This window comes from Candidatus Marivariicella framensis (assembly GCF_982709265.1).
On the sequence record NZ_CEXPNT010000020.1, the window covers coordinates 1 to 26,195 of the forward strand.

Annotated in this window: 18 protein-coding genes, 1 tRNA gene and 1 other RNA gene; 11 read left to right on the top strand and 9 right to left on the bottom strand. The window is 31.1% G+C overall.

All coding sequences use genetic code 11. The annotated features are described in order from the left end of the window. Nucleotides 1–401, bottom strand: a transfer-messenger RNA (tmRNA) gene (ssrA, locus tag AC34EU_RS07050). Nucleotides 402–465: 64 nt separating this feature from the next. Then, nucleotides 466–1,281 carry a 3-deoxy-8-phosphooctulonate synthase gene (kdsA, locus tag AC34EU_RS07055; RefSeq protein ID WP_489696142.1) on the bottom strand — a complete coding sequence of 272 codons (816 nt, stop codon included), beginning with the start codon at nt 1,279–1,281 and terminating at the stop codon, nt 466–468. A gap of 118 nt (nt 1,282–1,399) precedes the next feature. Here kdsA and typA point away from each other — a divergent pair, with 118 nt between their 5' ends. Further along, nucleotides 1,400–3,202, top strand: coding sequence for a translational GTPase TypA (gene typA / locus AC34EU_RS07060; RefSeq protein ID WP_487534449.1), 1,803 nt, complete (start codon nt 1,400–1,402; stop codon nt 3,200–3,202). Here typA and AC34EU_RS07065 read toward each other — a convergent pair. After that, complete coding sequence (locus AC34EU_RS07065; RefSeq protein ID WP_487534450.1) at nt 3,199–3,870, bottom strand: cell division ATP-binding protein FtsE; 672 nt, start codon at nt 3,868–3,870, stop codon at nt 3,199–3,201. The two genes, typA and AC34EU_RS07065, sit on opposite strands and share 4 nt — an antisense overlap. Nucleotides 3,871–4,001: 131 nt before the next feature. On the opposite strand from AC34EU_RS07065, the gene AC34EU_RS07070 reads away from it, so the two are divergent. The 7 genes from AC34EU_RS07070 (at nt 4,002) to secDF (ending at nt 18,371) form a co-directional block, all read left to right on the top strand. Then, on the top strand, nt 4,002–7,007 hold the full coding sequence (locus tag AC34EU_RS07070) for a tetratricopeptide repeat protein (RefSeq protein WP_489696143.1): 3,006 nt from the start codon (nt 4,002–4,004) through the stop codon (nt 7,005–7,007). Then, the gene (locus tag AC34EU_RS07075; RefSeq protein ID WP_489696144.1) at nt 7,000–8,748 is read left to right on the top strand and encodes a hypothetical protein; all 1,749 of its coding nucleotides are present in this window, start codon (nt 7,000–7,002) and stop codon (nt 8,746–8,748) included. The genes AC34EU_RS07070 and AC34EU_RS07075 overlap by 8 nt, the downstream gene beginning before the upstream one ends. Before the next feature lie 74 nt (nt 8,749–8,822). Then, nucleotides 8,823–10,448, top strand: a complete 1,626-nt coding sequence (locus tag AC34EU_RS07080) for an amidohydrolase (protein ID WP_487534453.1) — start codon at nt 8,823–8,825, stop codon at nt 10,446–10,448. A gap of 150 nt (nt 10,449–10,598) precedes the next feature. After that, entirely contained in the window at nt 10,599–12,269 is a 1,671-nt protein-coding gene (gene asnB / locus AC34EU_RS07085) for an asparagine synthase B (protein ID WP_487534454.1), read from the top strand. Nucleotides 12,270–12,416: 147 nt separating this feature from the next. Beyond that, nucleotides 12,417–14,357, top strand: a complete 1,941-nt coding sequence (gyrB, locus tag AC34EU_RS07090) for a DNA topoisomerase (ATP-hydrolyzing) subunit B (protein ID WP_487534455.1) — start codon at nt 12,417–12,419, stop codon at nt 14,355–14,357. 19 nt (nt 14,358–14,376) lie between these two features. After that, complete coding sequence (locus tag AC34EU_RS07095; RefSeq protein ID WP_487534456.1) at nt 14,377–15,312, top strand: malate dehydrogenase; 936 nt, start codon at nt 14,377–14,379, stop codon at nt 15,310–15,312. Between the two features lie 101 nt (nt 15,313–15,413). Next, nucleotides 15,414–18,371 carry a protein translocase subunit SecDF gene (gene secDF, locus AC34EU_RS07100; RefSeq protein ID WP_487534457.1) on the top strand — a complete coding sequence of 986 codons (2,958 nt, stop codon included), beginning with the start codon at nt 15,414–15,416 and terminating at the stop codon, nt 18,369–18,371. A gap of 5 nt (nt 18,372–18,376) precedes the next feature. On the opposite strand, the gene lgt is transcribed toward secDF, so the two are convergent. The 6 genes from lgt to AC34EU_RS07130 form a co-directional block, all read right to left on the bottom strand. Further along, on the bottom strand, nt 18,377–19,228 hold the full coding sequence (lgt, locus tag AC34EU_RS07105; protein ID WP_487534458.1) for a prolipoprotein diacylglyceryl transferase: 852 nt from the start codon (nt 19,226–19,228) through the stop codon (nt 18,377–18,379). A gap of 44 nt (nt 19,229–19,272) precedes the next feature. After that, nucleotides 19,273–19,494, bottom strand: a complete 222-nt coding sequence (gene yidD, locus AC34EU_RS07110; protein WP_487534465.1) for a membrane protein insertion efficiency factor YidD — start codon at nt 19,492–19,494, stop codon at nt 19,273–19,275. A gap of 5 nt (nt 19,495–19,499) precedes the next feature. Beyond that, nucleotides 19,500–20,984, bottom strand: coding sequence for a cysteine--tRNA ligase (gene cysS / locus AC34EU_RS07115; protein WP_487534459.1), 1,485 nt, complete (start codon nt 20,982–20,984; stop codon nt 19,500–19,502). Beyond that, nucleotides 20,977–21,663 carry a GTP cyclohydrolase I FolE gene (gene folE, locus AC34EU_RS07120; protein WP_487534460.1) on the bottom strand — a complete coding sequence of 229 codons (687 nt, stop codon included), beginning with the start codon at nt 21,661–21,663 and terminating at the stop codon, nt 20,977–20,979. The genes cysS and folE overlap by 8 nt, the downstream gene beginning before the upstream one ends. A 64-nt stretch (nt 21,664–21,727) precedes the next feature. Further along, the gene (locus AC34EU_RS07125) at nt 21,728–23,245 is read right to left on the bottom strand and encodes a hypothetical protein (protein ID WP_487534461.1); all 1,518 of its coding nucleotides are present in this window, start codon (nt 23,243–23,245) and stop codon (nt 21,728–21,730) included. Nucleotides 23,246–23,265: 20 nt separating this feature from the next. Continuing rightward, entirely contained in the window at nt 23,266–24,162 is an 897-nt protein-coding gene (locus tag AC34EU_RS07130; RefSeq protein WP_487534462.1) for a hypothetical protein, read from the bottom strand. A 95-nt stretch (nt 24,163–24,257) separates the two neighbouring features. On the opposite strand from AC34EU_RS07130, the gene proS reads away from it, so the two are divergent. From proS to rpsT, 3 genes are all read left to right on the top strand, one after another. Then, complete coding sequence (proS, locus tag AC34EU_RS07135; RefSeq protein WP_487534463.1) at nt 24,258–25,736, top strand: proline--tRNA ligase; 1,479 nt, start codon at nt 24,258–24,260, stop codon at nt 25,734–25,736. Between the two features lie 98 nt (nt 25,737–25,834). Further along, nucleotides 25,835–25,906: transfer RNA gene (locus tag AC34EU_RS07140), tRNA-Glu, on the top strand. Between the two features lie 30 nt (nt 25,907–25,936). Continuing rightward, entirely contained in the window at nt 25,937–26,188 is a 252-nt protein-coding gene (gene rpsT, locus AC34EU_RS07145) for a 30S ribosomal protein S20 (RefSeq protein WP_487534464.1), read from the top strand. Nucleotides 26,189–26,195: the final 7 nt, after the last annotated feature.

Sequence of the window (26,195 nt, forward strand, 5' to 3'; positions counted from 1 at the left end):
TTGTGGAGTCGGAGGGAATCGAACCCTCGTCCAAACACGCCATAAAGGAGCGTTCTACAAGCTTAGTTTTTGTATAATTTTAGACTTATTGCCGAACAAAAACAGGCTACAATAAGCTTAGCATATTGAGATTGAAAAAAACAAAAAATGCGTTTGTTTTTCGATGTTGACATTTATGGTGCCTCTATATTAATCGCCGTCAACAAGGGCTATTATGAGACATCCGGCTTTCTGACCTAGTCAGAACTTGGCATTAACTTACTTTATTCAGTTAATTATGCAGCTAGAGCGTAGTTATTTTCGCCATTTAAAAGTGTGAAACATGTTATTTACGAGCTAATGAATCAACGCTCGACTTGCTTACTTATTCATTAAACATGCTGTCAAAACCAGTCGACCCCAAAATTTCAAAGAACCTTTTGAATTCCAAAAGTTATCAAAGGTAATTAATATTGAATTTCTAAACTATTGTTGGTTGATTACTTTACGAATTTGAGATAATTTAACTAGTAAAGGTTCAAGTTTTTTAATATCAAGCATATTTGCACCATCACTTTTTGCATTTTTTGGGTCAAAATGGGTTTCTATAAACAAACCATCAGCACCAACAGCAATTCCAGCCTTTGCAATTGTTTCAATTGCTTTGGGCTGTCCTCCTGTTACTCCACTATTTTGATTTGGTTTTTGAAGAGAGTGAGTTACATCAAGAACTGTGGGGGCAATCTCTCTCATTATTGGAATTCCTCTAAAATCAACGATAAGGTCTTGATATCCAAACTGTGAGCCTCTATCAGTTATCCATGCATTTTGATTTCCAGAGTCTTTCACTTTTTGGACAGCAAATTTCATACTTTCTGGGCTCATGAATTGACCTTTTTTTAAATTGATCACTTTTCCTGTTTCAGCAGCAGCTACTACTAAATCAGTTTGCCTTACAAGAAAAGCAGGAATTTGAAGAATGTCAACATAATTTGATGCTTTTTCAGCATCATTTACTTCGTGAATATCTGTTAACGTCGGAATTTCAAATGTTTCCCCAACTTTGGATAATATCTTTAAAGCTTTGTCGTCTCCAATTCCTGTAAAGCTATCAATTCTACTTCTGTTTGCTTTTTTAAAGCTGCCTTTAAATATGTAAGGAATTTTTAAATTATCGCAAATAGTGTTAATTTTTTCAGCAATATTAAGCGCCATACTTTCGTCTTCAATCGCACAGGGACCGGCAATTAAAAAAAATTGACCACTTTCAGTGTGTTTTATTTTAGGGACATTGTTAATCATCAAAAAAGTTTGAACAAATGTACAATAAATATAGAGTCTGTCTTGTATAGTAAAGAAACTCCAATTTTAAATTGTTTAGCTTTTGAATATGTTATATTTGCCAAAATTTTAAGTTAATATGCAAGAAATAAGGAACATAGCTATAATTGCACATGTTGACCATGGCAAGACAACATTAGTTGATAAAATCTTACACCACTGTTCTTTATTTAGAGATAATCAAGATACTGGAGAGTTAATTTTAGATAATAATGATTTAGAGAGAGAAAGAGGAATTACTATTTTATCTAAAAATGTTTCAGTTCAATATAAAGGAGTTAAAATAAATATAATTGACACTCCTGGTCACGCAGATTTTGGTGGAGAAGTAGAAAGGGTTCTTAATATGGCTGATGGAGTTTTGCTTCTTGTTGATGCTTTTGAAGGTCCCATGCCTCAAACTAGATTTGTTCTTCAAAAAGCAATTGATTTAAAATTGAAACCTATAGTTGTAGTAAATAAAGTGGATAAAGAAAACTGTACGCCTGAAGAGGTCCATGAAGCAGTTTTTGATTTAATGTTTGAATTAGGTGCAGAGGAGTGGCAATTAGATTTTCCAACTGTTTATGGTTCTGCAAAAAACAATTGGATGGGCTTAGACTGGTCAAAACCTACTGATTCAATTGAGCCTTTAATTGACATGGTGCTAGAGCATGTTCCTGCTCCTAAAATATCAGAGGGTTCTACTCAAATGCTAATTACCTCTCTAGATTTTTCATCTTTTACAGGTAGAATAGCTATTGGTAGATTACAGCGCGGTTCTTTATCTGCTAATATGTCAGTAAGTTTATGTAAGAAAGAGGGTAAAATAGAAAAATCTAAAGTTAAAGAATTACATATTTTTGATGGTCTTGGGAGAAAGAAAGTGGATAGTGTAGTTGCTGGTGATATATGTGCAATAGTTGGATTAGAAAATTTTGAAATAGGAGACACTATAGCTGATATTGAGAATCCTGAATCTTTACCGACAATTAAAATAGATGAGCCCACAATGAGTATGTTGTTTACTATTAACGATTCACCTTTTTTTGGAAAGGACGGGAAATATGTAACTTCTCGTCATATTAAGGATCGTTTGGAAAAAGAATTAGAGAAAAATCTTGCTATGAGGTTAGATCTAACTGATTCAGCAGATAAGTTTATAGTTTTTGGGAGAGGTGTTTTACATCTATCGATTTTAATTGAAACTATGAGAAGAGAGGGTTATGAGATCCAGATAGGTCAACCTCAAGTAATTATTAAAGAAATAAATGGAGTTAAAAATGAACCTATAGAAGAGCTTACGATAGACTTACCTGAAAGTGTTTCTGGTAAGGCAATAGAAATGGTTTCACTTAGAAAAGGAGAAATGACTAGTATGACTCCTAAGGGTAGTCGTATGATCTGTCAGTTTATAATCCCTTCCAGAGGTATAATAGGGTTAAGAAATCAATTATTAACTGCAACAGCTGGAGAGGCTATTATGAATCACAGGTTTAAGGAATTTCAGCCTTTCAAAGGAGATATTCCAAGTAGAATAAATGGTTCTATGATATCCATGGAAAAGGGAACAGCTATCCCTTATTCTCTTGATAAACTTCAAGAAAGAGGCAAGTTTTTTATTGGTCCAAATGAAGAGGTCTATACTGGTCAAGTAATTGGAGAAAACTCAAGGGGAGATGATATGGTTATTAATGTTACTAAAACAAAAAAACTTTCAAACGTTAGGGCATCGGGAACTGATGATAAAGTAAAGCTTGCGCCTCCTATTAAATTTTCTTTAGAAGAAGCATTAGAATACATTCAAAGTGATGAGTATGTTGAAGTTACTCCAGGTTTTATTCGTCTTCGAAAAGTTTATTTAGATGAAAATGAAAGAAAAAGAAGATCGAATAGTATTTAATTATTTTTAGGTACAACTTCAAATATTTCTCCTTTTTCACATTGAAAGATTTTACCAGGAAATTTAATTATCATATTGTAGTCATGGGTCGCCATTAAAATTGTTATACCCCTTTCGTGAAGTTTTTTAAGTAGTTTCATTATATTTTGGCTAGTCTCGGGATCAAGATTCCCTGTTGGTTCATCAGCAATTATTAGCTGTGGATCGTTAAGAAGAGCTCTTGCAATTGCAATTCTTTGTTGTTCTCCACCAGATAATTCAAAAGGGTATTTCTCAGTAGGAATTTCAATAGAAACAAGATCTAAAACTTCATGTATCTTATTTTTAATTTTTATTTTATCTTTCCATCCTGTAGCTTTAAGAACAAAATCAAGGTTATCGTAAACTGTCATGTCTTGAAGTAACTTGAAGTCTTGAAAAACAATCCCAATTTTTCGTCTCAATAAATGTATCTCTTTGTTTTTTAGGTTTTTTAAATCAAAACCAACAACTTTTCCTTCGCCTTTATCAATAATTAGATCCCCATATAATGTTTTGATTAAACTGCTCTTTCCGCTCCCTGTTTTACCAATTAAAAAAACAAATTCTCCAGGATTAATTTTAAAGTCAAGATTCCTAAAAATAGTTTTATTTCTTTGACTAATTTTAGCAGAACTTAATGAAACCATTTGTTTTTAATTGATGTGATTTATGTAAAAATAACTTTTAAGAACAATCTTTCTAAAAATTGTTGATAAAATATACCTTTTTATAGAATCAAACGTTATATATAAGCAGGTTAAAAATGGTAATTTTGAGTATGAATTATAATAGGTATTTTTTCTATTTATTGTTTTTAATATCTCCATTTATATGGTCACAGAACTTCCAGTTTGATAATTTTGATAGGTCCAAAAACTTATTTTTTAATAATGCATATTCAAACTCCATAGCCTCTCTAAGATTATCAACAAATCATGATCAAAATAAATTATCTGTCGAGTACCTAATACTTTTATCCTCATTGAGAAATAATCAAACAGGTGCAGATAAACAGTTACCTTTTTTTTTGGAGCAATTCCCACTAAGCTCATTAGGAAGTAGATTGCCTTTTGATTTAGCTAATTTTTATTTTGAAAATCAAAAGTATTCATATGCTTTAAAATGGTACAGAAACCTGAAAGAAGATCAGTTTTCAAATTCATTAAAAAATAAATTTAATTTCAATAAAGGATATTCATTATTTCATGTTAAAAGGTATAAAGCGGCAAAACCTTTTCTAGAAAAGGTTAAAAATATTTCCAAATATCAATCAGATGCGTTTTATTATCTAGGTCATGTATCATATCAATTAGATGAATACGAGAATGCGCAAAATGAATTCAATAAGTCAAATAAAGAATCAGGTCAGAATGATTTAGCTTATTTTCAGGTAGACATGAACTTTAAACTAGGTCGATTTCAAAAAGCCATTGATCTGGGTGATGATTTAATTGTTGATTCTAATGAATCCATTAAGTCAGAATTATATAAGATAATAGGAGAGAGTTACTTTAATTTAAAGATTTACGATAAAGCCTTGACTTATTTGCAAAAATATAAAGGTAAAAATGGTAGGTGGTCTAATGATGACTTTTATCAATTAGGATACGCTTTCTATAGTTCAAAGGATTATTTGAATGCAATAGACCAATTCAATAAGATTATAAATAAATCTAATCCATTGTCACAAAACGCATATTATCACCTAGGAGACAGTTATCTAAAAGCAGAAAAAAAAATTGAAGCATTAAGTGCTTTTAGAACAGCTTCAGAAATGAATTATGATTTAAAAATTACTGAAGACGCTTTATTGCAATATGCTAAGTTAGGTTATGAGTCTGGAAATCCGTTTGAGTCTTCTCAAAAAGTAATGGTTCGTTTTTTAAGTTTATTTCCTAAAAATAATCAGGCAAACGATATTGAAACTATTTTAGTTTCTTCTTATACTCAGGGAGGGAGTTATGATGAAGCGATATCAATACTTGAATCTGGTGGTGATTACAAAGACGACATAGCGTTACAAAAGGTCTTATACTTAAAAGGAATAGCTTCTTATGATTCGGCTGATTACTCAACAGCACAATTACTATTTACTAGGGCTATAAGATTAAATAAAACTAACAAAATAACTGCTAAAAGTTTATTTTGGAGAGGACAAGCATTGTTTGAGTTAGGCTCATTTTCAGCAGCTCAAAAGTCATATGATGAATACTATAAAAACATTAATAAAAATAATTTCAAATTAAATAAAAATTTTTGGTATGAAATAGGCTATTCGTATTTTAAATTAGGGAATTATGCACTAGCAATTGATTGCTTTAAGAAACAGGTTGAAACAATAAATAAAATGAATTCAAGCTATTCGCTAGACACTTACCTCCGTTTGGCAGATAGTTATTTTGCAAACTCTAATTACTGGGCAGCTCTAGAAAATTACAATGTTTCAATTACTATGTCAAATGATAATTTGAGTTATGCAAAATTTCAAAAAGCATTATCATATGGGTTTATTCAGAAGTTTGAAAGTAAAATTGATGTTTTGATTGCGTTAACTAATAATGATCAACATCACTTTTTAATTGATAAATCTCTCTATGAATTAGCTAAAACATATGCTGCTTTAAAGAAATATAAAGAGGCTATTCAAGCTTATGATCAGCTTATAACTCGCTTTCCAAATAGTAGTTTTATTAGTAGAAGTTATTTAAATAAGGGATTGATCCTATATAACACAGAAGAGCTAAATAAGTCAAAAAATGTTTTAGAGATAGTTGTAGAGAAATATAAAAACGATAGGATAATGTCACAGGCATTAAACACTTTAAAGGAAATTGCTATTGAGCTTGGTGAGGTTGGAGTTTTTTCTGAATGGTTGCGAAGTCAACAAATCGATTCATTTAGTGAAGGTGATTTAGCTAATTCTGCATTTGAAGCAGCTGAAAAATATTATTTCGAAAAAAAGAATAGGCAAGCTGAAAGACAAATTAAAGATTTTATAATTCGATATCCTAAGTATAGTGGATTAAACACCTTAAGGTACTATTTAGCAGATATAAGTTTTCAAAAAAATGATTGGAACAATGCAATTACAAATTACGAATATCTTATAGGTTTACCTGAGCATGAATACACCGAAAGGTCATTAGTTAATGCAATTTTAGCCTTTCAAAATTTAGATAAAACTGATAAATTAATTCCTTTATTGATTAAATTAATAGAGACTGCTTCAAATGAAGAGAATAAAAAATTTGCTCGATATAATTTAATGAGAGCATACATGGATGTTGATAATTTTCCCGAATCTATTTTATTATCAAAAGACATCTTAAAAGAAGATGATTTGGATTCTAATATACGCTGGGATGCTCTTGAGATATATGCGCGTTCTGCTTTAATTCAAAAAGACTCATCTACAGCTTATGAAATATTTAAAGAGTTAGAAAATTCACCTAAAAAAACATTAGCTGTTGAGGCAAGATTTCTAAAAGCTTACCGGTTTTCTCAATTAGAAAAATATGATTTATCAAACGATGTAATAGCTGAATTATCTAAAGTTTATGGTAATTCTCATATTTGGAGCGCGCGAAGTATTTTATTAATGGCCAAAAATTTCAAAAATCTTAATGATTATTTTCAATCAACTTATTTGTTAGAGACTCTCATAGAAAATTTCGATAAGTATCCTCAAATAATTAATGAAGCAAAAAAACTTCTTATTGAAGTTAAAGAAAAAGCTTCTGATAAAAACTCTTCAGTTCAATCTAATATCGTAGCGAATGAGTAGATATTTTTTTTTATTCATATTTGTTTCTATTGTTTCAAGTGTATATTGTCAAGACGTTAACGAAGACATAAAGACTCAGCAAATAACAGTTTCAAAATCCTATGCTCCAGAACTAATAAATATTAATAAAATTAGATCTGTAACGACTGATAATGACATGCTTAAAAGCAACAAAGTAACTGTGACCTATGAATTGATTGATGCGCCTGTTGTTTCAACCTTTAAACCAAATAAAGCTAGCCCATTAAGACTAAAAAGAAATAATAACACCGAACCTGGTTTTGGTGGTTATTTTGATTTTGGACTAGGGAATAAAGGTCAGTTAACTTTAGATTTTAGTACTCATATTAATATTGATAGATCTCAAAGCATTGGAATAGATCTTATAAATACTAATTATGGGGAATTTAATTCAACTCAAATTTCTAGCGCCGAATCAAGATTTATTTTTGGGATGAATCATATTCATTCTTCAAAAAAAATGGAGGCAGTTCATAAAATATCCTTAAACCAAAATAAAATCAATTTTTATGGCATTAATGAAGAATCTTCAGTGATATCAGACCCTTTGTTGTTAACTAGGATAAACAGTGGTCAGACTAGAAACAGTATAAATTTTTTATCTAATTGGAGATTTTACAATACTTTTTTAAAAGGAGCTATGCTAGATGTCAATTTTATTACTGATAGTTATTCTTCAAAAGAAGAAATTATTGATTTTAAAATCGACTTTTTAATTCCAGTTTTTAGAATGAACCTTTTAATGGTGCCAAAAATTTCACATGTAAAAACATTTTTCAAAGAGAATTATTTTGATAGAATAAATATTAAATCTTTTTATACAAAACTCGAAACATCAATTTTGTTAAGTAGTATAGAGGATAAATTTAAATATCAATTAGGTGGAAGAATTAATTATCTTTTAAATCAATCGAATATAGCTGTTGCTGACTTTTTGATAAGCCCAAAAGTAATGATTTCATATGGTGTTAATGGTTCTAAATTTCAGCCATACCTGACAATAGATGGTGGAATAGAAATTAATAATTATTCTTCTTTTTCAGCCTTAAACCCATATATTGCTCCTTCTTTAAGCATGGTTCCAACTGAAAGCATTTATGATGCTAAATTGGGTTTTAAATCATCTTTTGATTATGGTCTTAAAATGAATTTTGGCACTTATTTAAAAAAAGAAATAAATTCACCTGTATTTAAACGCTTTGCCTATGATCCATCAGTTGTTGATCAGGGATATAGATTGGCAAATTCATTTGGAGTAATATATGATGATATAAAACAGTATGGTTTATTTGGAGAGATGTCAATTAATTTTTACAAAGAAAATTTTTTAAAAATTTCATTATTGCAATCTAATTATGATTTAGATAAAATTTCACACCCATGGAATCTACCTAATATTCAAGGGAGTATGGTTATGGATTTAAAATTATTGAAGAAATTAAGAATTAATATATCAGCTAGATATATAGGGAAGAGACCTTCAGTATACAATCAGGTTTTTTTAAATCAATTGCCAGAAGACAGTCCAGCTGAATTAAAAATTTTACCTTCAATATCTCAGATTAAAACAGAAATAAATTATAAATTAATTTCTCGATGGCAAATGTATTTGAGATCTCAACTAAATATAGGATTAGTAAATAGTCAATGGGACCATTATTTGTTAAATAAGAATTTGATTTTGGCAGGAGTTAGGTATGGTTTTGATTTAACATTTTAACTTGTGAATAAAAAAATTTTCAACCTCCAAGTATTTGGTTTAAATTTAGCAACTTAATAATATTTTTACTAAACATGCAAAAGTTTTTTTATTTCTTCTTATTTCTTCTTATTTCTTCTTGTGGAGAAAAAGTTGATTTATTAGTTTACAACGCAAAAGTTTATACTGCAAATGAGACTTTTGATGAGTCAACTTCTTTTGTTGTTAAGGATGGAATTTTCATTGAAGTAGGTGGAGAGGATTTGAGAAGTAGATACAACCCGAAAAGTGTTGTTGATGCTCGTGGCTTGACAATTATTCCTGGATTAATTGATGCCCATTGTCATTTTTTACAATATGGCCTAGAAAATCAACAAATCAACTTGAGGGGGGCTAAAAGTTTTGATGAGGTAATTAAAAGGGTTAAAAGATTTGTATCTGATAACAATCCAGAAATTATATATGGAAGATACTGGGATCAAAATGATTGGGAATTAAAAGAGTTTCCTGATAAAAGTCAACTAGATATCCTTTTCCCGAACACTCCAGTTGTTCTTGAGCGTGTGGATGGACATGCATATTTAGTTAATCAAAAAACTTTAGATATTTCAGGAATTGATTCTGAAACTAGAGTTGATGGAGGTACGATTGTTTTGAAAAACGGAAAGCTTACGGGTATTTTGATAGATAGTCCTATGGATTTAGTTAAAAAATCTTTACCTAGTCCTAGTATAGAGGACAGGGTCAAAGCTCTTGTTTTGGCAGAAGAAAAAAGTTTTGAATATGGATTAACCACTGTTGATGATGCTGGTCTTTCAAAGGAAAATATTTTATTAATTGACAGTCTGCATAAGTCTAATATTCTCAAAATGAGAGTTTATGCAATGATTTCTAATGACAAGAATGATGTGAGTTACTTTTTAAATCATGGAATTTTAAAGACTGATAGGTTAAATGTTAGATCGGTAAAGGTTTATGCTGATGGTGCGCTAGGGTCAAGGGGAGCTGCATTAAAAAACCCTTATAGTGACATGAGAAATCACAGAGGTAAATTCATTACCTCAATTAAGTCAATGGATAGTTTAGCTAGGGTGATTGCTTCAACAAATTTCCAAATGAATACCCATGCTATAGGTGATAGTGCCAATCATTCTGTTTTAAAGATTTATAATAAAGTTTTAGGTGATAAAGATGATCCGCGTTGGAGAATTGAACACTCTCAAATTATTTCACCTGAAGATTTTCAAATGTTTAATTCAAAAATTATTCCTTCAATCCAGCCAACACATGCCACCAGTGACATGTATTGGGCAGATGAACGATTAGGTGTTAAAAGGCTTAAAGAGGGAGGGTATGCTTATAAAAAATTACTGGATTGGTCTGGAATTGTTGCTTTGGGGACTGATTTTCCTGTTGAGAATATTAATCCTTTTCATACTTTTTATGCAGCTGTTGCTAGAAAAGATTTATCAATGCTTCCTTATGATGGTTTTCAGAGTGAAAACTCTTTGTCGCGGTATGAAGCTTTAATGGGGATGACTTCTTGGGCTGCATATTCTAACTTTGAAGAAAATGAAAAAGGTAGTATCGAGAAAGGGAAAATGGCAGATTTTGTTATTCTAGACCGAGATATTATGAAGGTTAATGAGGGTCAAATATTTTCAACAAAAGTTGTGGCAACAATTTTAGGAGGTAATGTTGTTTATAGTAACCGTCTCTAGTGTTAATAATTTTTACTTATTCTTCATAACCTTACGTCTATATTTGAAATATATCATATAATTCAACTTAAAAGTTTATTTTATAAATCAATTTAATGTTTGTGTTTAATATAATTTTATTTAAACGTATTTTTGATTAAAATTATATATATGTGTGGTATTGTTTGTGCATTCGATTTGAAATCATCAACTAACAGTCTAAGGCCTCAGGTTTTAGATATGGCTAAAAAGATAAGACATAGAGGTCCTGACTGGAGTGGTATTTATTCTAATAAAAATGCAATTTTAGCTCATGAGCGTTTAGCTATTGTTGACCCTATTTCAGGGCAACAGCCTATTTATAGTGAGGATAAGAGTTTAGTCTTGGCGGCTAATGGTGAAATATATAATCATCTCGAGTTGAAGAAAAAATATTCAAATAGCTATAAATTTACAACTGAATCTGACTGTGAAATTATTCTTGCTCTCTATGATAAAATGGGAAAGAGTTTTATTAATTATTTAAATGGAATATTTGCTTTTGCAATTTATGATTCTATAAATAATAAATATTTTATAGCTAGGGATCATATGGGTATTATTCCTTTATACATGGGGTGGGATTCAGATGGAACTTTTTATGTAGCATCTGAGCTTAAGTCTCTTGAGGGTAAATGTAATAAAATTGAACTATTTCCTCCCGGTCATTATTTAAGTAGTGGAGATGATAAGCCCACCTCATGGTATCATAAAGATTGGAGAGATTTTGATAATGTTAAGGATAATGATACTTCTATAAAAAATATTCACGATGTATTATCAGATAGTGTTCATCGTCAGTTAATGAGTGATGTTCCATATGGAGTTCTTCTTTCAGGTGGTTTAGACTCATCCATAACCTCTGCACTTGCTAAAAAATTCTCTTCAAAAAGAATTGAATCTGGTGACAAGCAAAATGCTTGGTGGCCTCAATTGCATTCTTTTTCTGTTGGACTTGAAGGATCTCCAGATTTAAAAGCTGCCAAAATTGCTGCAGATCATATTGGTACGATTCATCATGAAATTAAATTCACTATACAGGAGGGTTTAGATGCTGTAAGAGAGGTTATTTATCATTTAGAAACATATGATATAACAACGATTAGAGCTTCTACACCAATGTTTTTAATGGCAAGAGTCATAAAGTCACTTGGTATTAAAATGGTTTTGTCTGGTGAGGGTGCAGATGAATTATTTGGAGGCTATTTGTATTTCCATAAGGCTCCATCTGCAAAAGACTTACATGATGAAACTGTTAGAAAATTAGACAAGCTTCATCAATACGATTGTTTAAGGGCGAATAAATCACTTGCTGCCTGGGGAATTGAAGGGCGTGTCCCATTTCTTGATAAAGAATTTATTGATATTGCTATGAGGATTAACCCAAAAGATAAAATGATAAGTTCTGATAAAATGGAAAAGTGGGTATTGAGAAAAGCCTTTGAAGAGTATTTGCCTGATAGTATTGCTTGGCGTCAAAAAGAACAATTTTCAGATGGAGTAGGTTATAGTTGGATTAACGCCTTAAAAGAAACTGCTGAAAAAGAAGTATCCGATGAGCAAATTAAAAATGCACATTTTAGATTTCCAACTCAAACTCCACAAAACAAAGAAGAGTTTTATTATAGATCGATTTTTGAACAGCACTTCCCTAGTGATGCTGCCGCCCTAAGCGTGCCTTCTACCCCTTCAGTTGCGTGTAGCACTCCTATTGCACTTGAATGGGATGAAACATTTAGGGATCAAAATGATCCAAGCGGAAGGGCTGTTTCAAAAGTTCATGAAAAAGCATATAAAAAATAATTAATTTTTTTGATTTATCATCCTTCTTTTACCCTAGTTAATTGTTGATAACTCACTCTTAGTTTCTCATGCTTAGATCAATAATGGCGTGCGTTTTCACTATATTTGGTAGCACGTCAAGTTAATTAAAAAAATACTTAAATCTTTATGAGCGATTCCGAAAATAATTCACAATATTCAGCTGATAGTATCCAGGCTCTTGAGGGAATGGAGCATGTAAGAAAAAGACCTTCAATGTATATCGGCGATGTTGGACTTCGAGGTCTTCATCATCTAGTTTATGAAGTTGTGGACAACTCTATTGATGAAGCAATGGCAGGCTATTGCGACACTATTTCGGTTGTGATTAATGAAGATAATTCAGTTACTACCATAGATAATGGTAGGGGAATACCTGTAGGAATTCATAAAAAGGAAGGTGTTTCTGCTCTAGAGGTTGTAATGACAAAAATTGGTGCAGGTGGTAAGTTCGATAAGGACTCGTATAAAGTGTCTGGAGGTCTTCACGGAGTTGGTGTTTCTTGTGTAAATGCATTATCATCATCATTAAATGCAACAGTATTTAGAGATGGTAAAGTTTGGGAGCAAGATTACGAAAGAGGTAAGGCTCTTTCTCCAGTTAAGGAAACGGGGACAAGTGAGAAACGAGGTACTATGGTTACATTTAAGCCCGATACTGAGATTTTTAATCAAACTATTGAATACAATTATGAGACTTTAGCTCAAAGACTACGTGAATTATCTTTTTTAAATAAAGGAATCACTTTATCTATTAAAGATTGTCGAAGTACTAACGAAAAAGGCGAGCACCCTTCAGAAAGTTTTCATTCGAAAGAAGGTCTTAAAGAGTTTATTCGTTTTCTAGATGAAAGTCGTGAACCTATAATTCAAGAGGTTATATCAATTGAAGGTGAGAAGCATGATATTCCTGTTGAAGTAGCTATGATATACAATACATCATATTCTGAAAATTTACAATCTTATGTTAATAATATTAATACTCATGAAGGTGGAACTCACCTTTCAGGATTTAGAAGAGGGCTTACATCTACATTAAAAAAATATGCTGACTCTTCAGGTTTATTAGATAAACTTAAGTTTGAAATTTCTGGAGATGATTTTAGAGAAGGATTAACTGCTATTGTTTCCGTTAAAGTTGCTGAACCTCAATTCGAAGGGCAAACAAAAACAAAGTTAGGAAATAGGGAGCTTACTTCTGCTGTTTCTCAGGCAGTTTCTGAGATGTTAGAAAACTATTTAGAGGAGCATCCGAATGACGCAAAAATAATTGTTCAAAAAGTTATTTTAGCTGCTCAAGCTAGACATGCTGCTCGTAAAGCTCGTGAAATGGTTCAAAGAAAGTCAGTTATGAGTGGTGGAGGTTTACCAGGAAAATTATCTGATTGCTCTGAACAAGATCCAGCATTATGTGAGGTTTTTCTTGTCGAAGGAGATTCTGCAGGTGGAACTGCCAAGCAGGGTCGTGATAGAAATTTTCAAGCTATTTTACCACTTCGCGGTAAAATATTAAATGTTGAAAAAGCAATGCAACATAAAGTTTTTGAAAATGAAGAAATTAGAAATATATATACTGCTCTTGGAGTCACTATCGGAACCGAGGAGGACACTAAAGCATTAAACATTGAAAAATTAAGATATCATAAAATAGTTATTATGTGTGATGCAGATGTCGATGGGAGTCATATCTCTACACTTATTTTAACATTTTTCTTCAGGTATATGCGAGAATTAGTTGATGCAGGCTATATATATATTGCTACTCCACCGTTATATCTTGTAAAGAAAGGGTCAAAGAAGAGTTATGCTTGGAATGATGATCAGCGTGATCAATTAGTTTCTGAATTCGGTCAAGGTTCAGGAGTTCAAAGGTATAAAGGTCTGGGTGAAATGAATGCTGAACAACTCTGGGACACTACTATGGATCCAGCCCATAGAACTTTAAGAAGAGTTACAATTGATAATGGAGGAGAAGCTGACCGAGTATTTTCTATGCTAATGGGAGACGAAGTTCCACCAAGAAGAGAATTCATTGAAAAGAACGCTATTTATGCTAAAATTGATGTTTAAAAAAATAAAATAAAATTTTATGAAAGTAACCATAGTTGGAGCAGGAAATGTTGGTGCTTCATGCGCCGAATATATATCAATTAAAAAAATTGCTAGTGAAGTTGTATTATTAGATATTAAGGAAGGTTTTGCTGAAGGTAAAGCACTAGATTTAATCCAAACATCTACAACTTTAGGTTTTGATACTTTGATTTCTGGCGTTACTAATGATTATGGCGCTACTGCAAATAGTAGTGTTGTTGTTATTACATCTGGAATTCCTAGAAAGCCTGGAATGACTCGTGAGGAACTAATTGGAATCAATGCTGGAATAGTTAAATCTGTTGCAAAAGATATATTAGAATACTCTCCTGATGCAATTATTGTTGTTGTATCTAATCCAATGGATACCATGACATATTTAGCATTAAAATCTACTGGATTGCCAAGAAACAGAATTATCGGTATGGGTGGTGCGTTAGATAGTTCAAGATTCAAAACATATTTGTCACAAGCTATGAAAAAGCCGGCATGTGATATTGATGGAATGGTCATTGGAGGTCATGGAGACACTACAATGATTCCGCTAATCAGATTAGCAAGTTATAATGGTATTCCAATTAACCAATTCTTAACTGAAAAAAATCTTAATGAAGTTTCAGCAGCAACTATGGTTGGTGGAGCAACTTTAACAAAATTACTTGGTACATCTGCATGGTATGCTCCTGGTGCTTCAGTCTCATATTTAGTTGATAGTATTTTGAGTAACCAGAAAAAAATAATTCCATGTTCAGTTATGCTAAATGGTGAATATGGATTAAATGATATATGTATAGGAGTTCCAGTTGTTATAGGCAGTAATGGAGTTGAAGAGATTATTGATGTTAATTTGAATGAGATTGAAAAAGAAAAGCTTCAAAATAGTGCGTCTGCAGTAGCTAATATGAATGCAGCTTTAAATACTATTCTTAATTAAATAAGTATTTATCTATTTTAACCTTATCAGATATATAAGTTGTTAAATACTGTTGTAAAGATTATATTTGCTCGCTTAAATAATGCATAAATTTAAATCAAATGCAAAATAACTATCTGGTTCGTGTTTTTGCAATCCTTTTTGGATTGGTAAGCTTATATCAGCTCTCATTTACCTTCATTGCAAATAATGAAGAGGAAAAAGCTAAAATATATTCTCAAAATTTAATTTCTGATTCAAGAGATAATTATCTAGAATTGAGAGAAAAATCAATAATTTCATACCTTGATTCAATAGGAAACATAAGTTTATATGGTTTCACATCATATAAAGATGCTAAGGGGAAAGAACTTAATAAGGGTTTAGACCTTAAAGGTGGTATTAATGTTATACTTCAAATATCAATACGGGATGTGTTAAAAGGATTATCTGAAAATACAAAAAATCCAACTTTTAATCAGGCGCTTGATGAAGCAGACTTGCTTCAAAAAAGTACTGATGAGCCATATCTAGAATCTTTTTTTACTGCATTTGAAAATATTAAAGGAACCCAGTCGTTATCAGATCCATCTATTTATGGAAATAAAACATTAAGTGATGAGATAAATTTCGAAATGTCCGATGATGAAGTTCGTCCAGTTATTACTAGAAAGGTCGATGAGTCAATTGTATCAGCATTTGAAGTGCTAAGAAAACGAATTGATAAATTTGGTGTTACTCAGCCAAATATTCAAAGACTAGGTTCTTCAGGAAGAATATTAGTTGAGTTGCCTGGCGCAAGAGATGTTAATAGAATAAAAAACCTATTACAAAGTACTGCCCAATTAGAATTTTGGGAAACTTTTAAAAATGATCAATTATTTTCTTTTTTAGTTTCTGCAAATGAAATTGTGAAATTAAAAGATGAAAAAGCAGTTACAGGTGATGAAATAAATAACCAACCAGCAAATAAATCAAGTGCTATTGACGATCTTCTAGCAGATGTTGTTTCCAAAGACTCAACTGTAGTTGTTAATCCAATTCTTGATCGTATTGTTGGAAGTGGATATCAAGGAGGACCTGTTTTAGCTCAATTTTCATCTAAAGATCAAGAAAAAATAACTAATTATTTAAATTTACCTGAGGTTAGAAGACTTCTGCCAACAGATTATAGATATATAAAGTTTGCTTGGGGAAAATCTATTCCAGACAGTGATATTCTTGATTTATATGTTTTAAAATCAAATAGAGATAATTTAGCGCCTTTAAGTGGTGGTGTAGTTGTTGATGCTGTTCAAACTTATGATGCTTTAGGGAATCCTGCAGTTTCTATGCAAATGAATGGTAAAGGCTCCCGTATTTGGGAAAATTTAACAGGGAATGCATTTAAACAGGCCAGTAATATAGCAATCGTATTAGATGAAATAGTTTATTCTGCACCAGGTGTGACAAAAGGAGCTATATCTGGAGGACGTTCTGAAATTTCTGGAAGTTTCACTTTGAATGAAGCTATTGATTTAGCTAATGTTCTTAGAGCTGGAAAATTACCTGCATCAGCTGAAATTATCCAATCAGAAATTGTTGGACCTTCTCTAGGCCAAGAAGCAATTGAATCTGGAGTTTATTCATTTTTAATCGCATTAGTTTTGGTTTTAATCTGGATGGTTTTTTATTATGGTTCCTCAGGAATTTATGCAGATATAGCATTGGTGCTAAATATCTTATTGATTTTTGGAATCCTAGCTGGTTTAGGTGCTGTTTTAACACTTCCTGGGATAGCAGGTATAGTTTTAACAATAGGTATATCTGTAGATGCTAACGTTTTAATTTTTGAACGTATTCGTGAAGAGTTAAATAAAGGTAAAGGTCAAATCAAAGCTGTTTCAGATGGATTCAATAATGCTTTATCTTCTATTTTAGATGCAAATGTTACAACAGGGTTAACAGCTTTAGTCTTATTTTATTTTGGAACAGGCCCCATAAAAGGATTTGCAACAACTTTACTTATTGGTATAGCAACTTCATTATTTACTGCAATATTTATAACTAGAATTTTAGTTGATTCAAGACTATCACTAGGAAAAGCAGTCTCTTTCACAACAAAAAAAACTAAAAACTTATTTACTAATTTTGATATTTCATTCATTCAGTTAAGAAAGATATCTTATGTTTTTTCATCAGTCTTTATTTTAATTAGTCTAATTTCTTTAGGATCCATTGGTTTAAATCAAGGTGTTGATTTTGTTGGTGGACGATCTTACACAGTGAGATTTGAAAATGCTGTCAATCCAACTGATATTCAAAAGGATTTAATTGTCGAGTATGGAAGTGCTGAAGTGAAAACTTATGGAAAAGCAAATCAATTAAAAATTACTACAAAATACAAAGTTGATGTTGAAGGTATAGAGGTTGACAATGAAATTCAGGAAAAACTTTTTAAAGCTTTAAAAAAGAATTTACCTTCATCTATCACTTATGAATCTTTTGTTAACGGATCTGAAGACAAGCAAGTTGGAATAATGTCTTCGATTAAAGTAGGTCCAACAATTGCAGATGATATTAAAAACAATTCATTCTTAGCAGTTATTGGTTCATTAATTGTAGTTTTTCTTTATATACTCTTTAGGTTTAGGAGATGGCAATACTCTCTAGGAGCTGTGACTGCAGTTTTTCATGATATTATAGTTGTGCTTGGAATCTTTTCTTTGACATACAAATTCATGCCTTTTAATATGGAAATTAATCAAGCATTTATTGCTGCTATCCTTACTGTTATTGGTTATTCATTAAATGATACTGTTGTGGTTTTTGATAGAATTCGTGAATACATTAAAGAGCATTCAAAGTGGTCACTGGATGTTACTTTAAATAAGGCTTTAAATAAGACTCTTAGTAGAACATTAAACACATCTTTAACTACATTGATTGTTCTTTTAGCTATATTTATTTATGGTGGAGAATCTATAAGAGGGTTTATGTTTGCATTAATAGTAGGTGTAATGATAGGAACATATTCTTCTGTTTTTATTGCAACACCAATAATGTTTGATACAATTAAAAAGAAGGCTGTAAAAGAATAGTATTATTAAATGCTATTATTAAATCGAGATTTATAAATTATAAATAGTCCTGATATAATTAAAGGAATACTTAGCCATTGTCCGGTTGAAAGCATAGGCATATATGTTTCGAAGCCTCCTTGACTTTCTTTAACAAATTCTACTAAAAAACGTATACTAAATATGCCTGAAAGAAATACTCCTAATAAGTATCCTGGTATATGATTTACTTTGCTATATATTTTTCTTAATAATAGAAATAATAAAAGGTATCCAAATGATTCATAGAGCTGGGCAGGATGTCTTGGTAGAATTTCACCTCTATTTTCAAAAATTACACCAAAATTTGATTCAGTATATTTTCCGACAATTTCTGAATTAAAAAAATTACCTAGTCTAATAAAAACTCCACCTAGAGTAACAGCTACCGTTAACCTATCAAAAATCCACAAAGTTGATTTAAGTTTGTGTTTAAATTGAAAAAGTATAATTCCAGTTATAATTCCTATTGCAGCTCCATGGCTTGCCAACCCCCTAAACCCAGTAAATTCATACCCTTTTATGAATCCTAGTATAGAGCCACTACTATTTTCTCTAATAGGGAGTAGAATTTCTATAAAATGATTTTGATAATAATCCCAACTGTAAAATAAAACTTCTCCTAGCCTGGCTCCAATAAGAGTTGAAAAAACCATGTAAACAAACAAAGGTTCAAGATAATCTTTGGAAACATTTTCTTTAACAAAATATTTTTCCACTATTTTATACCCGATACTAAATGCAATAACGAACATCAGACTATAGTAGTGAAGACCAAACGAGCCAATTTGAAATAAAACTTCATTTGGGGACCAATTAATTTGTAAAAATTGTATCATAATAAAACATTAAATTTCTTAATCAAATATAAGATTTTTTGACCTTATGGAACTGGATCATATCCTTTTCCGCCCCATGGATGACATTTAAAAATCCTACTTAAACTAATCCAAATGCCTTTGATTGGCCCATGTTTTTTTAGGGCTTCTGCCGAGTACTGAGAACAAGTAGGCGTGAATCTGCACTTAGGTCCAAGGAGAGGAGAGATTAAGTTTTGATATAAAAATATCAAAAACAATAAAGGAGCATTAATAATTTTTTTTATTCTATTCACTTTTTATTAATACTAAAACTTGAACTCGTTTTGTCATCCTTTAAATCAATTCCAATTGAATTTAACTCATCTCGAATTAAATCAGCAGTCTTAAAATTCTTATTAATTCTAGCAGAATTTCGAAGTTTTATTAATATTTTAATAGTTTGTTCCAGTGTGTTTGACTGGTTATTTGATTTTATAGTTTCATTAGAAGTTTTTAGTCCAAGTATTTCAAAAACAAAAATATTTAATTGATTGGAAAGAGTTTGTTTTTGATCTTCAGACAGTGTATCACCTTCACTATTTAATTTATTTATAAACTTAACTGCTTCAAATAGATTAGCAATTAATATTGGGCTATTAAAATCATCATCCATTGCACTATAACAAGCTTCCTTCCATTTGTTTAAATCAAATTCAGTATTTTCTCCTGAAGTTGGAATAGAATTAAGTGTTTTAATAGCTTCAATTAATTTATTATACCCTTTTTCTGAAGCTGAAAGTGCAACTTCACTTATATCTAAAATACTTCTGTAGTGTGCTTGAAGAAAAAAGAATTTAACTACTGACGGAGAAAAAGGCTTAGTAAACTTATTGTTTATCCCGCTAAAAACATCAGAAGGCAGAATGTTATTCCCAGTAGATTTCGCCATTTTTTTTCCATCAAGAGTCATCATATTCGTGTGGAGCCAATATTTCACTGGTGTTTTTTTATTTACTGCTTCTGCTTGAGCAATTTCACATTCATGATGAGGAAATTTTAAATCGAGCCCTCCTCCATGAATATCAAATGATTCTCCAAGATACTTAGTGCTCATTGCAGTACATTCCAAGTGCCAACCAGGAAAGCCCTCACTCCAAGGTGAATTCCACTTCATGATGTGTTGTAGTTCTGCTTTTTTCCAAAGCGCAAAATCTTGAGGATTTTTTTTATCGCTTTGTCCGTCTAAAGATCTTGAGTTGTGAATTAAATCTTCAAGTTTTCTCCCTGATAATTTACCGTAATTATTAGAAGTGTTGAATTTATGAACGTCAAAGTAAACTGATCCATTCATTTCATAACCCATTCCTGTTTTAATCATTTTTTTTATTAACTCTATTTGTTCTACTATATGACCAGTAGCAGTTGGTTCGATTGAGGGAGGTAAGGTATTGAACTTAGATAATGCGTTATGAAAGTCTAGTGTATATCTTTGAACTATTTCCATTGGCTCAAGGTTCTCTAATCTTGCTTTCTTTGCAATTCTATCCTCACCTTCATCTTCATCGTTTTCAAGATGTCCAACATCAGTTATATTTCGAACATATCTAACCTTATAACCCAAATGGGTTAAGTATCGGTAAATAAGATCAAATGAAATAAATGTTCTACAGTTTCCTAAATGAACATTGCTATAAACTGTGGGACCACAAACATACATCCCAACTTTACCTTTAGTTATTGGAACAAATTTTTCTTTTTTTGAATTTAAGGTATTATAAACCTTTAGATTATTCATTAAAATCAGTAGATAGTTGTACGTATTCTAAAAACTCTTGTTTCTTAGTAGGACTTTTAAAAACTCCTCCAAACTCACTAGTTATAGTACTGCTCCCAGTATCAGATATACCTCTTGAATTAACACACAAATGTTTTGCATCAATTATACAAGCTACATTATCAGTATTTAAAATATTTTGAAGTTCTTCTACAATTTGAAGGGTAAGCCTTTCTTGAACTTGGGGTCTTTTTGCAAAAAAATCAACTATTCTATTTATTTTAGATAGACCAACAACAGTTCCATTAGAAACGTATGCTACATGAGCTTTTCCAACTATTGGTAGCAGATGATGTTCACATGTTGAATAAAGGTTGATATTTTTTTCAACTAACATCTCACCATAGCCATATTTATTACTAAATGTTGAAGCTCTAGGTTTTTTTGCTGGATTTAATCCACCAAAGATTTCTTTAACAAACATTTTTGCAACTCGGTTGGGAGTTCCTTTTAAACTATCGTCTGTTAAGTCCATACCTAATATTTTTAATATGTCATTAACTTTTTCAGTGATTAACAAGACTTTGTCATCGTCTGATTTCTCAAAAGCATCATCACGAAGTGGAGTTTCTCTTGAACCAGCAATATGATCGTTTCCCAACTCATCTTCTTGATCTAATAATATTTTCTCTATTTTCATTGTATATTTTGATCTCACAAAGATATATAATTACTTGGATTTTAATGTATTCTTAAACTAAGAACTATAGTTTAAAATTGTAGGAAGCCATTATTGATGTTAGGTTGTTATTAGCTGAAAAACTGTCATTAATTCCTGAAGCAGAAAGAGAATTAATCATATTTATATCTGACTTTTTAATTGCAATGCCCAGTACGCTTCCATTTTTTAAATCATAACCTATTCCAAATGTAATTCCAGAATGAGAATTATCCCCATTTTTAAGATTACTTTGTTCTGAATAATATCCAGCTCTAAGACTCAATTCTCTTAATCTCATTTCCCCTCCAAGCCTTAACATTGAAGCTTTTTTATGATTAGAGGATAAATCTTTGTTTAAATCTCTTAAGTAAGAGTTTTGGTTGGTTATAAAATTAATATTATTATAGTTTTTTGAACTGTATTCTGCACTGATTAAGCCTTTAGATCCTATTATAAATGAAGCACTTAATGAGATTTTTCCAGGAGTCGAAAGTTTGTATTTAGAGGTGTTTATAACTTGAGGATCAACTACTTCTCGTATTAAATTTTCTTCAGGAAAATCTGAATGGTCAGAAATTAAAAACTGCAAAGACTCCTCAGTTAAATTTAATCTGGTTGGGGATTGGTAACTAAACCCTAGTCTTAAGTTATTTTTGATTTTGGCTATAATCCCCAGTTGAGCAGAAAATCCTCTTCCGTAAGTAAGTACTTCATTGTTAAAACGAAGTAAATAAATATTTGAATCAACTGAATAATTAGACTCAGTAAGATCAGTTATTTCTTGATAGAATATTTTGTGGCTATTTAGATTTAGACCCATATAAATTGAATTATTATATTGGGTAGAAATTGAAAAAGAGTATTTTTTATGATCCCCAGTTTTATCTATATAAAAATCATGATCTACTTGATTATATTTTGCAGAAGAAATATAATTAGTATTTTTTTCTTCATTAGAAATAGGGTCAATTATATATCCATTAAAACCTAAAAAAGCTTGTTGAACACTATACCCATAATTGTTTCCTAAAAAGTTATATAACTCACTAACTGTTTCATTCTCTTTTGTCATCAAGTTGTCTAAAGATATTCCTTGCGCATTATTTAGAAAAAATTGATCTAAACCTATTTTTCTTGATGAAACAGAATTAATATTATTTTTAAAATCCTGAACTTTCTGAATGTTAAAACCAAAATTTAATCGTTTGATTGATCCATCTGAAGTATTTTTTAATGAAAAAATAAATCCGAATTGACTTAAATCTGAAAATGATGTCTTTACTGGTATATTTCTATAATCACCAATAGCCAATGTATTATTAAAATTCACCTCAAAAGTTAAGCCCATTTCAGAATATAAAAAAACAGCACCAGCAGCAGGATTGTCACTTACAGAACTGAGATCTCCTCCTAAGGAACCAAAGGCCCCACCCATTGAAGTATACCTTGATGATCCAAAAACTCCATATGTGCTAAGGTTTAGTGCGTCTTGACTTGTTTGTGCTTTTGAATAAAATACTATTAGGAGTGTTAGAGTTACAGAAATTATGTTTCTCTTCATAAATATTATATGTGTAAATATTAATTATTACGTCCACTTTTTGACCTTCCTGAGCTAACAGAAGAACTACTTCTACTAGGAGCTCTAACGGTGCTTTGTGAGCTTCTAGAATTATTACTTGACCTAGAGTTGTTTCGAGAAAAATTTGATCTATTGGAGTTACTATTCCCTCTATTTGTTTTTGAATAAGATTGATTTTGAGGTGAAAAGTCACCAAGCACTTTTCTTATTTTGCGACCAATATTAGTTCTTGTATTATTTCTCGGCATTTCAGTTGATTGATTAACTCTACTGTTACTATTTAAGTTTCTTGACAACCGATTATAAGATCTTTGATTTACGGAACCTCTGTTGTATGGTATTTTTCTACCATACTGATTTCGATTTGAAACAACGTAATTGTATGGGTTATAATTGTTCCATCCGTAGAGTGAATATCCATTTCCCCAACCATTATTAAAATACATTCCCTGATACCCGTAATTCCAATATGGACTATAATTTGGCCAGAACAACCCGTTATTAGAAAAATTATTATATGGAAACCCAAAGCCATTAAAGGCCCAATTATTCCAATAATCAAAACTGCTAAAGCCATATCTCATCCTAATGTTAGGTGAATTATCAACTATATAAACATTATTATTTTCATTTACAGAATTAGGAGTTTGATCAGTTTGATTTTGTGAATCATTTGAAAAATTTTTAAAATAGTTTTCATAGTAAGTTGATGACTGATCAGTTGAACTATTTGATTCTGTTCTGTTTTGTTGATTCTTTATTGAGTCTTCAGTATTGTAAATACCATCTGTAGCATAGTATGATACTCCTTCAAACGAACCACAGTTGGTGAAAGTCAATAAAAAAGAAAATGTAATTATTGAAAATAAATTCTGATTTAATTTGTTTTTATTCATAACTGATTTTTTAGTTGCTCATTTAAAAAAATAGTAATTTTGTATACTAAACTTAACATTAATATATATAGGCAAATTTTGTGCCAAAGAAAAAAATGGCTGAAAAACTTACATCTAGAAATAAAGATTATTCAAAATGGTATAATGAATTAGTGGTTAAAGCAAATTTAGCTGAAACCTCTGCAGTACGAGGTTGTATGGTAATAAAACCCTATGGATATGCTATCTGGGAAAAGATGCAGGCTGAGTTAGATAAAATGTTTAAAGCTACAGGACATGAAAACGCATATTTCCCTTTGTTTGTTCCAAAAAGTCTATTTGAAGCTGAGGAGAAAAATGCAGAAGGTTTTGCAAAAGAATGCGCTATTGTAACTCATTACAGGTTGAAGAATGATGAAGACAACCCTGGCAAGTTGAAAGTTGATCCAGAAGCGAAACTTGAAGAAGAGTTAATAGTTCGTCCAACCTCTGAAGCAATTATATGGAGTACATATAAAAAATGGATTCAGTCCTATCGTGATCTTCCAATTCTCATAAATCAATGGGCAAATGTTGTAAGGTGGGAGATGAGAACTCGTCTTTTTTTACGTACTGCAGAATTTTTATGGCAAGAAGGACATACAGCACACGAAACAAAAGAGGAAGCAGTTTTTGAAGCAAAACAAATGAATGATATTTATGCTGAATTTGCTGAAAAGTTCATGGCTATGCCCGTCATAAAAGGTTTAAAATCTGAATCAGAAAGATTTGCTGGAGCAGTAGATACATATTGCATTGAAGCATTAATGCAAGACGGAAAAGCTCTTCAAGCAGGAACAAGTCATTTTCTAGGCCAAAACTTTGCAAAAGCATTTGATGTTAAGTTTGCAAATAAAGAAGGAGAATTAGATCACGTATGGGCAACATCTTGGGGGGTTTCTACCAGATTGATGGGTGCTTTAATAATGACTCATAGTGATGATAATGGGTTAGTGTTACCCCCTAATTTAGCTCCTATTCAGGTAGTAATTGTGCCTATTTACAGAGGAGATGAAGAATTAAATCAAGTATCTATTGTTGCAAACAATATAAAAAATGAGCTTGAGCTAAAAGGCATTTCTGTAAAATATGATAATCGAGATAACTTTAAGCCAGGGTATAAGTTTAATGAGTACGAATTAAAAGGTGTTCCTATAAGGATAGCTATTGGTCCTAGAGATATTCAAAGTAATTCAGTTGAAATTGCAAGAAGAGATACTTTAGTTAAATCTAAAATTAAAGTTATAAAAGTCGTAGATACAGTTAAAAACATGCTAGCTGAGATGCAAAAATCACTTTTTGATAAAGCTTTAAGTTATAGAAATGAAAATATAACACTAGTAGATTCATTTGAAGACTTTCAAAATGTATTAAATAAAAAAGGTGGCTTTATTTCTGCACATTGGGATGGTTCACCCCAAACTGAGGAATTTATAAAGAAAAACACAAAAGCAACTATACGGTGTATACCTTATCATTACAAGCAAGAGGGTGGTGTTTGTGTCTATTCTGGAAAGCCTTCTAAGCAAAGAGTTTTATTTGCAAAAGCTTACTAATTTTTTTTTATTTAAATTCATAAAAAAAATTTATTTGAAATTTTAAATAGAATTGTTGTTCAATTCCATTTTTCGATTAAATTTGCAAACTGATTTACGGCCCGTTCGTCTATCGGTTAGGACGTTAGGTTTTCATCCTAGAAAGAGGGGTTCGACTCCCCTACGGGCTACAACTAATAAAAATAATAAAAAAAAAGTTTATGGCAAATCATAAATCCGCTTTAAAAAGAATTCGATCTAACGATAAAAAACGTTTACGCAATCGTTTTCAACATAAAACAACTCGTAATGCTATTAGAGATTTCAAAGCACTTACAAAGAAAAAGGAAGCGCAAAAAGAACTTCCTGAAGTTGCTTCAATGATAGATAAGTTAGCTAAAAAGAATATTATTCATTCTAATAAAGCCGCAAATCTTAAATCGAAACTCTCAAAATTTGCTGCTGCTTTATAAGGTGTTT

Bases quoted from the DNA above. Each gene is read 5' to 3' on its own strand.
- kdsA (WP_489696142.1), bottom strand. From the start codon at position 1,281: ATGATTAACAATGTCCCTAAAATAAAACACACTGAAAGTGGTCAATTT.
- typA (WP_487534449.1), top strand. From the start codon at position 1,400: ATGCAAGAAATAAGGAACATAGCTATAATTGCACATGTTGACCATGGC.
- AC34EU_RS07065 (WP_487534450.1), bottom strand. From the start codon at position 3,870: ATGGTTTCATTAAGTTCTGCTAAAATTAGTCAAAGAAATAAAACTATT.
- AC34EU_RS07070 (WP_489696143.1), top strand. From the start codon at position 4,002: ATGAATTATAATAGGTATTTTTTCTATTTATTGTTTTTAATATCTCCA.
- AC34EU_RS07075 (WP_489696144.1), top strand. From the start codon at position 7,000: ATGAGTAGATATTTTTTTTTATTCATATTTGTTTCTATTGTTTCAAGT.
- AC34EU_RS07080 (WP_487534453.1), top strand. From the start codon at position 8,823: ATGCAAAAGTTTTTTTATTTCTTCTTATTTCTTCTTATTTCTTCTTGT.
- asnB (WP_487534454.1), top strand. From the start codon at position 10,599: ATGTGTGGTATTGTTTGTGCATTCGATTTGAAATCATCAACTAACAGT.
- gyrB (WP_487534455.1), top strand. From the start codon at position 12,417: ATGAGCGATTCCGAAAATAATTCACAATATTCAGCTGATAGTATCCAG.
- AC34EU_RS07095 (WP_487534456.1), top strand. From the start codon at position 14,377: ATGAAAGTAACCATAGTTGGAGCAGGAAATGTTGGTGCTTCATGCGCC.
- secDF (WP_487534457.1), top strand. From the start codon at position 15,414: ATGCAAAATAACTATCTGGTTCGTGTTTTTGCAATCCTTTTTGGATTG.
- lgt (WP_487534458.1), bottom strand. From the start codon at position 19,228: ATGATACAATTTTTACAAATTAATTGGTCCCCAAATGAAGTTTTATTT.
- cysS (WP_487534459.1), bottom strand. From the start codon at position 20,984: ATGAATAATCTAAAGGTTTATAATACCTTAAATTCAAAAAAAGAAAAA.
- folE (WP_487534460.1), bottom strand. From the start codon at position 21,663: ATGAAAATAGAGAAAATATTATTAGATCAAGAAGATGAGTTGGGAAAC.
- AC34EU_RS07125 (WP_487534461.1), bottom strand. From the start codon at position 23,245: ATGAAGAGAAACATAATTTCTGTAACTCTAACACTCCTAATAGTATTT.
- AC34EU_RS07130 (WP_487534462.1), bottom strand. From the start codon at position 24,162: ATGAATAAAAACAAATTAAATCAGAATTTATTTTCAATAATTACATTT.
- proS (WP_487534463.1), top strand. From the start codon at position 24,258: ATGGCTGAAAAACTTACATCTAGAAATAAAGATTATTCAAAATGGTAT.
- rpsT (WP_487534464.1), top strand. From the start codon at position 25,937: ATGGCAAATCATAAATCCGCTTTAAAAAGAATTCGATCTAACGATAAA.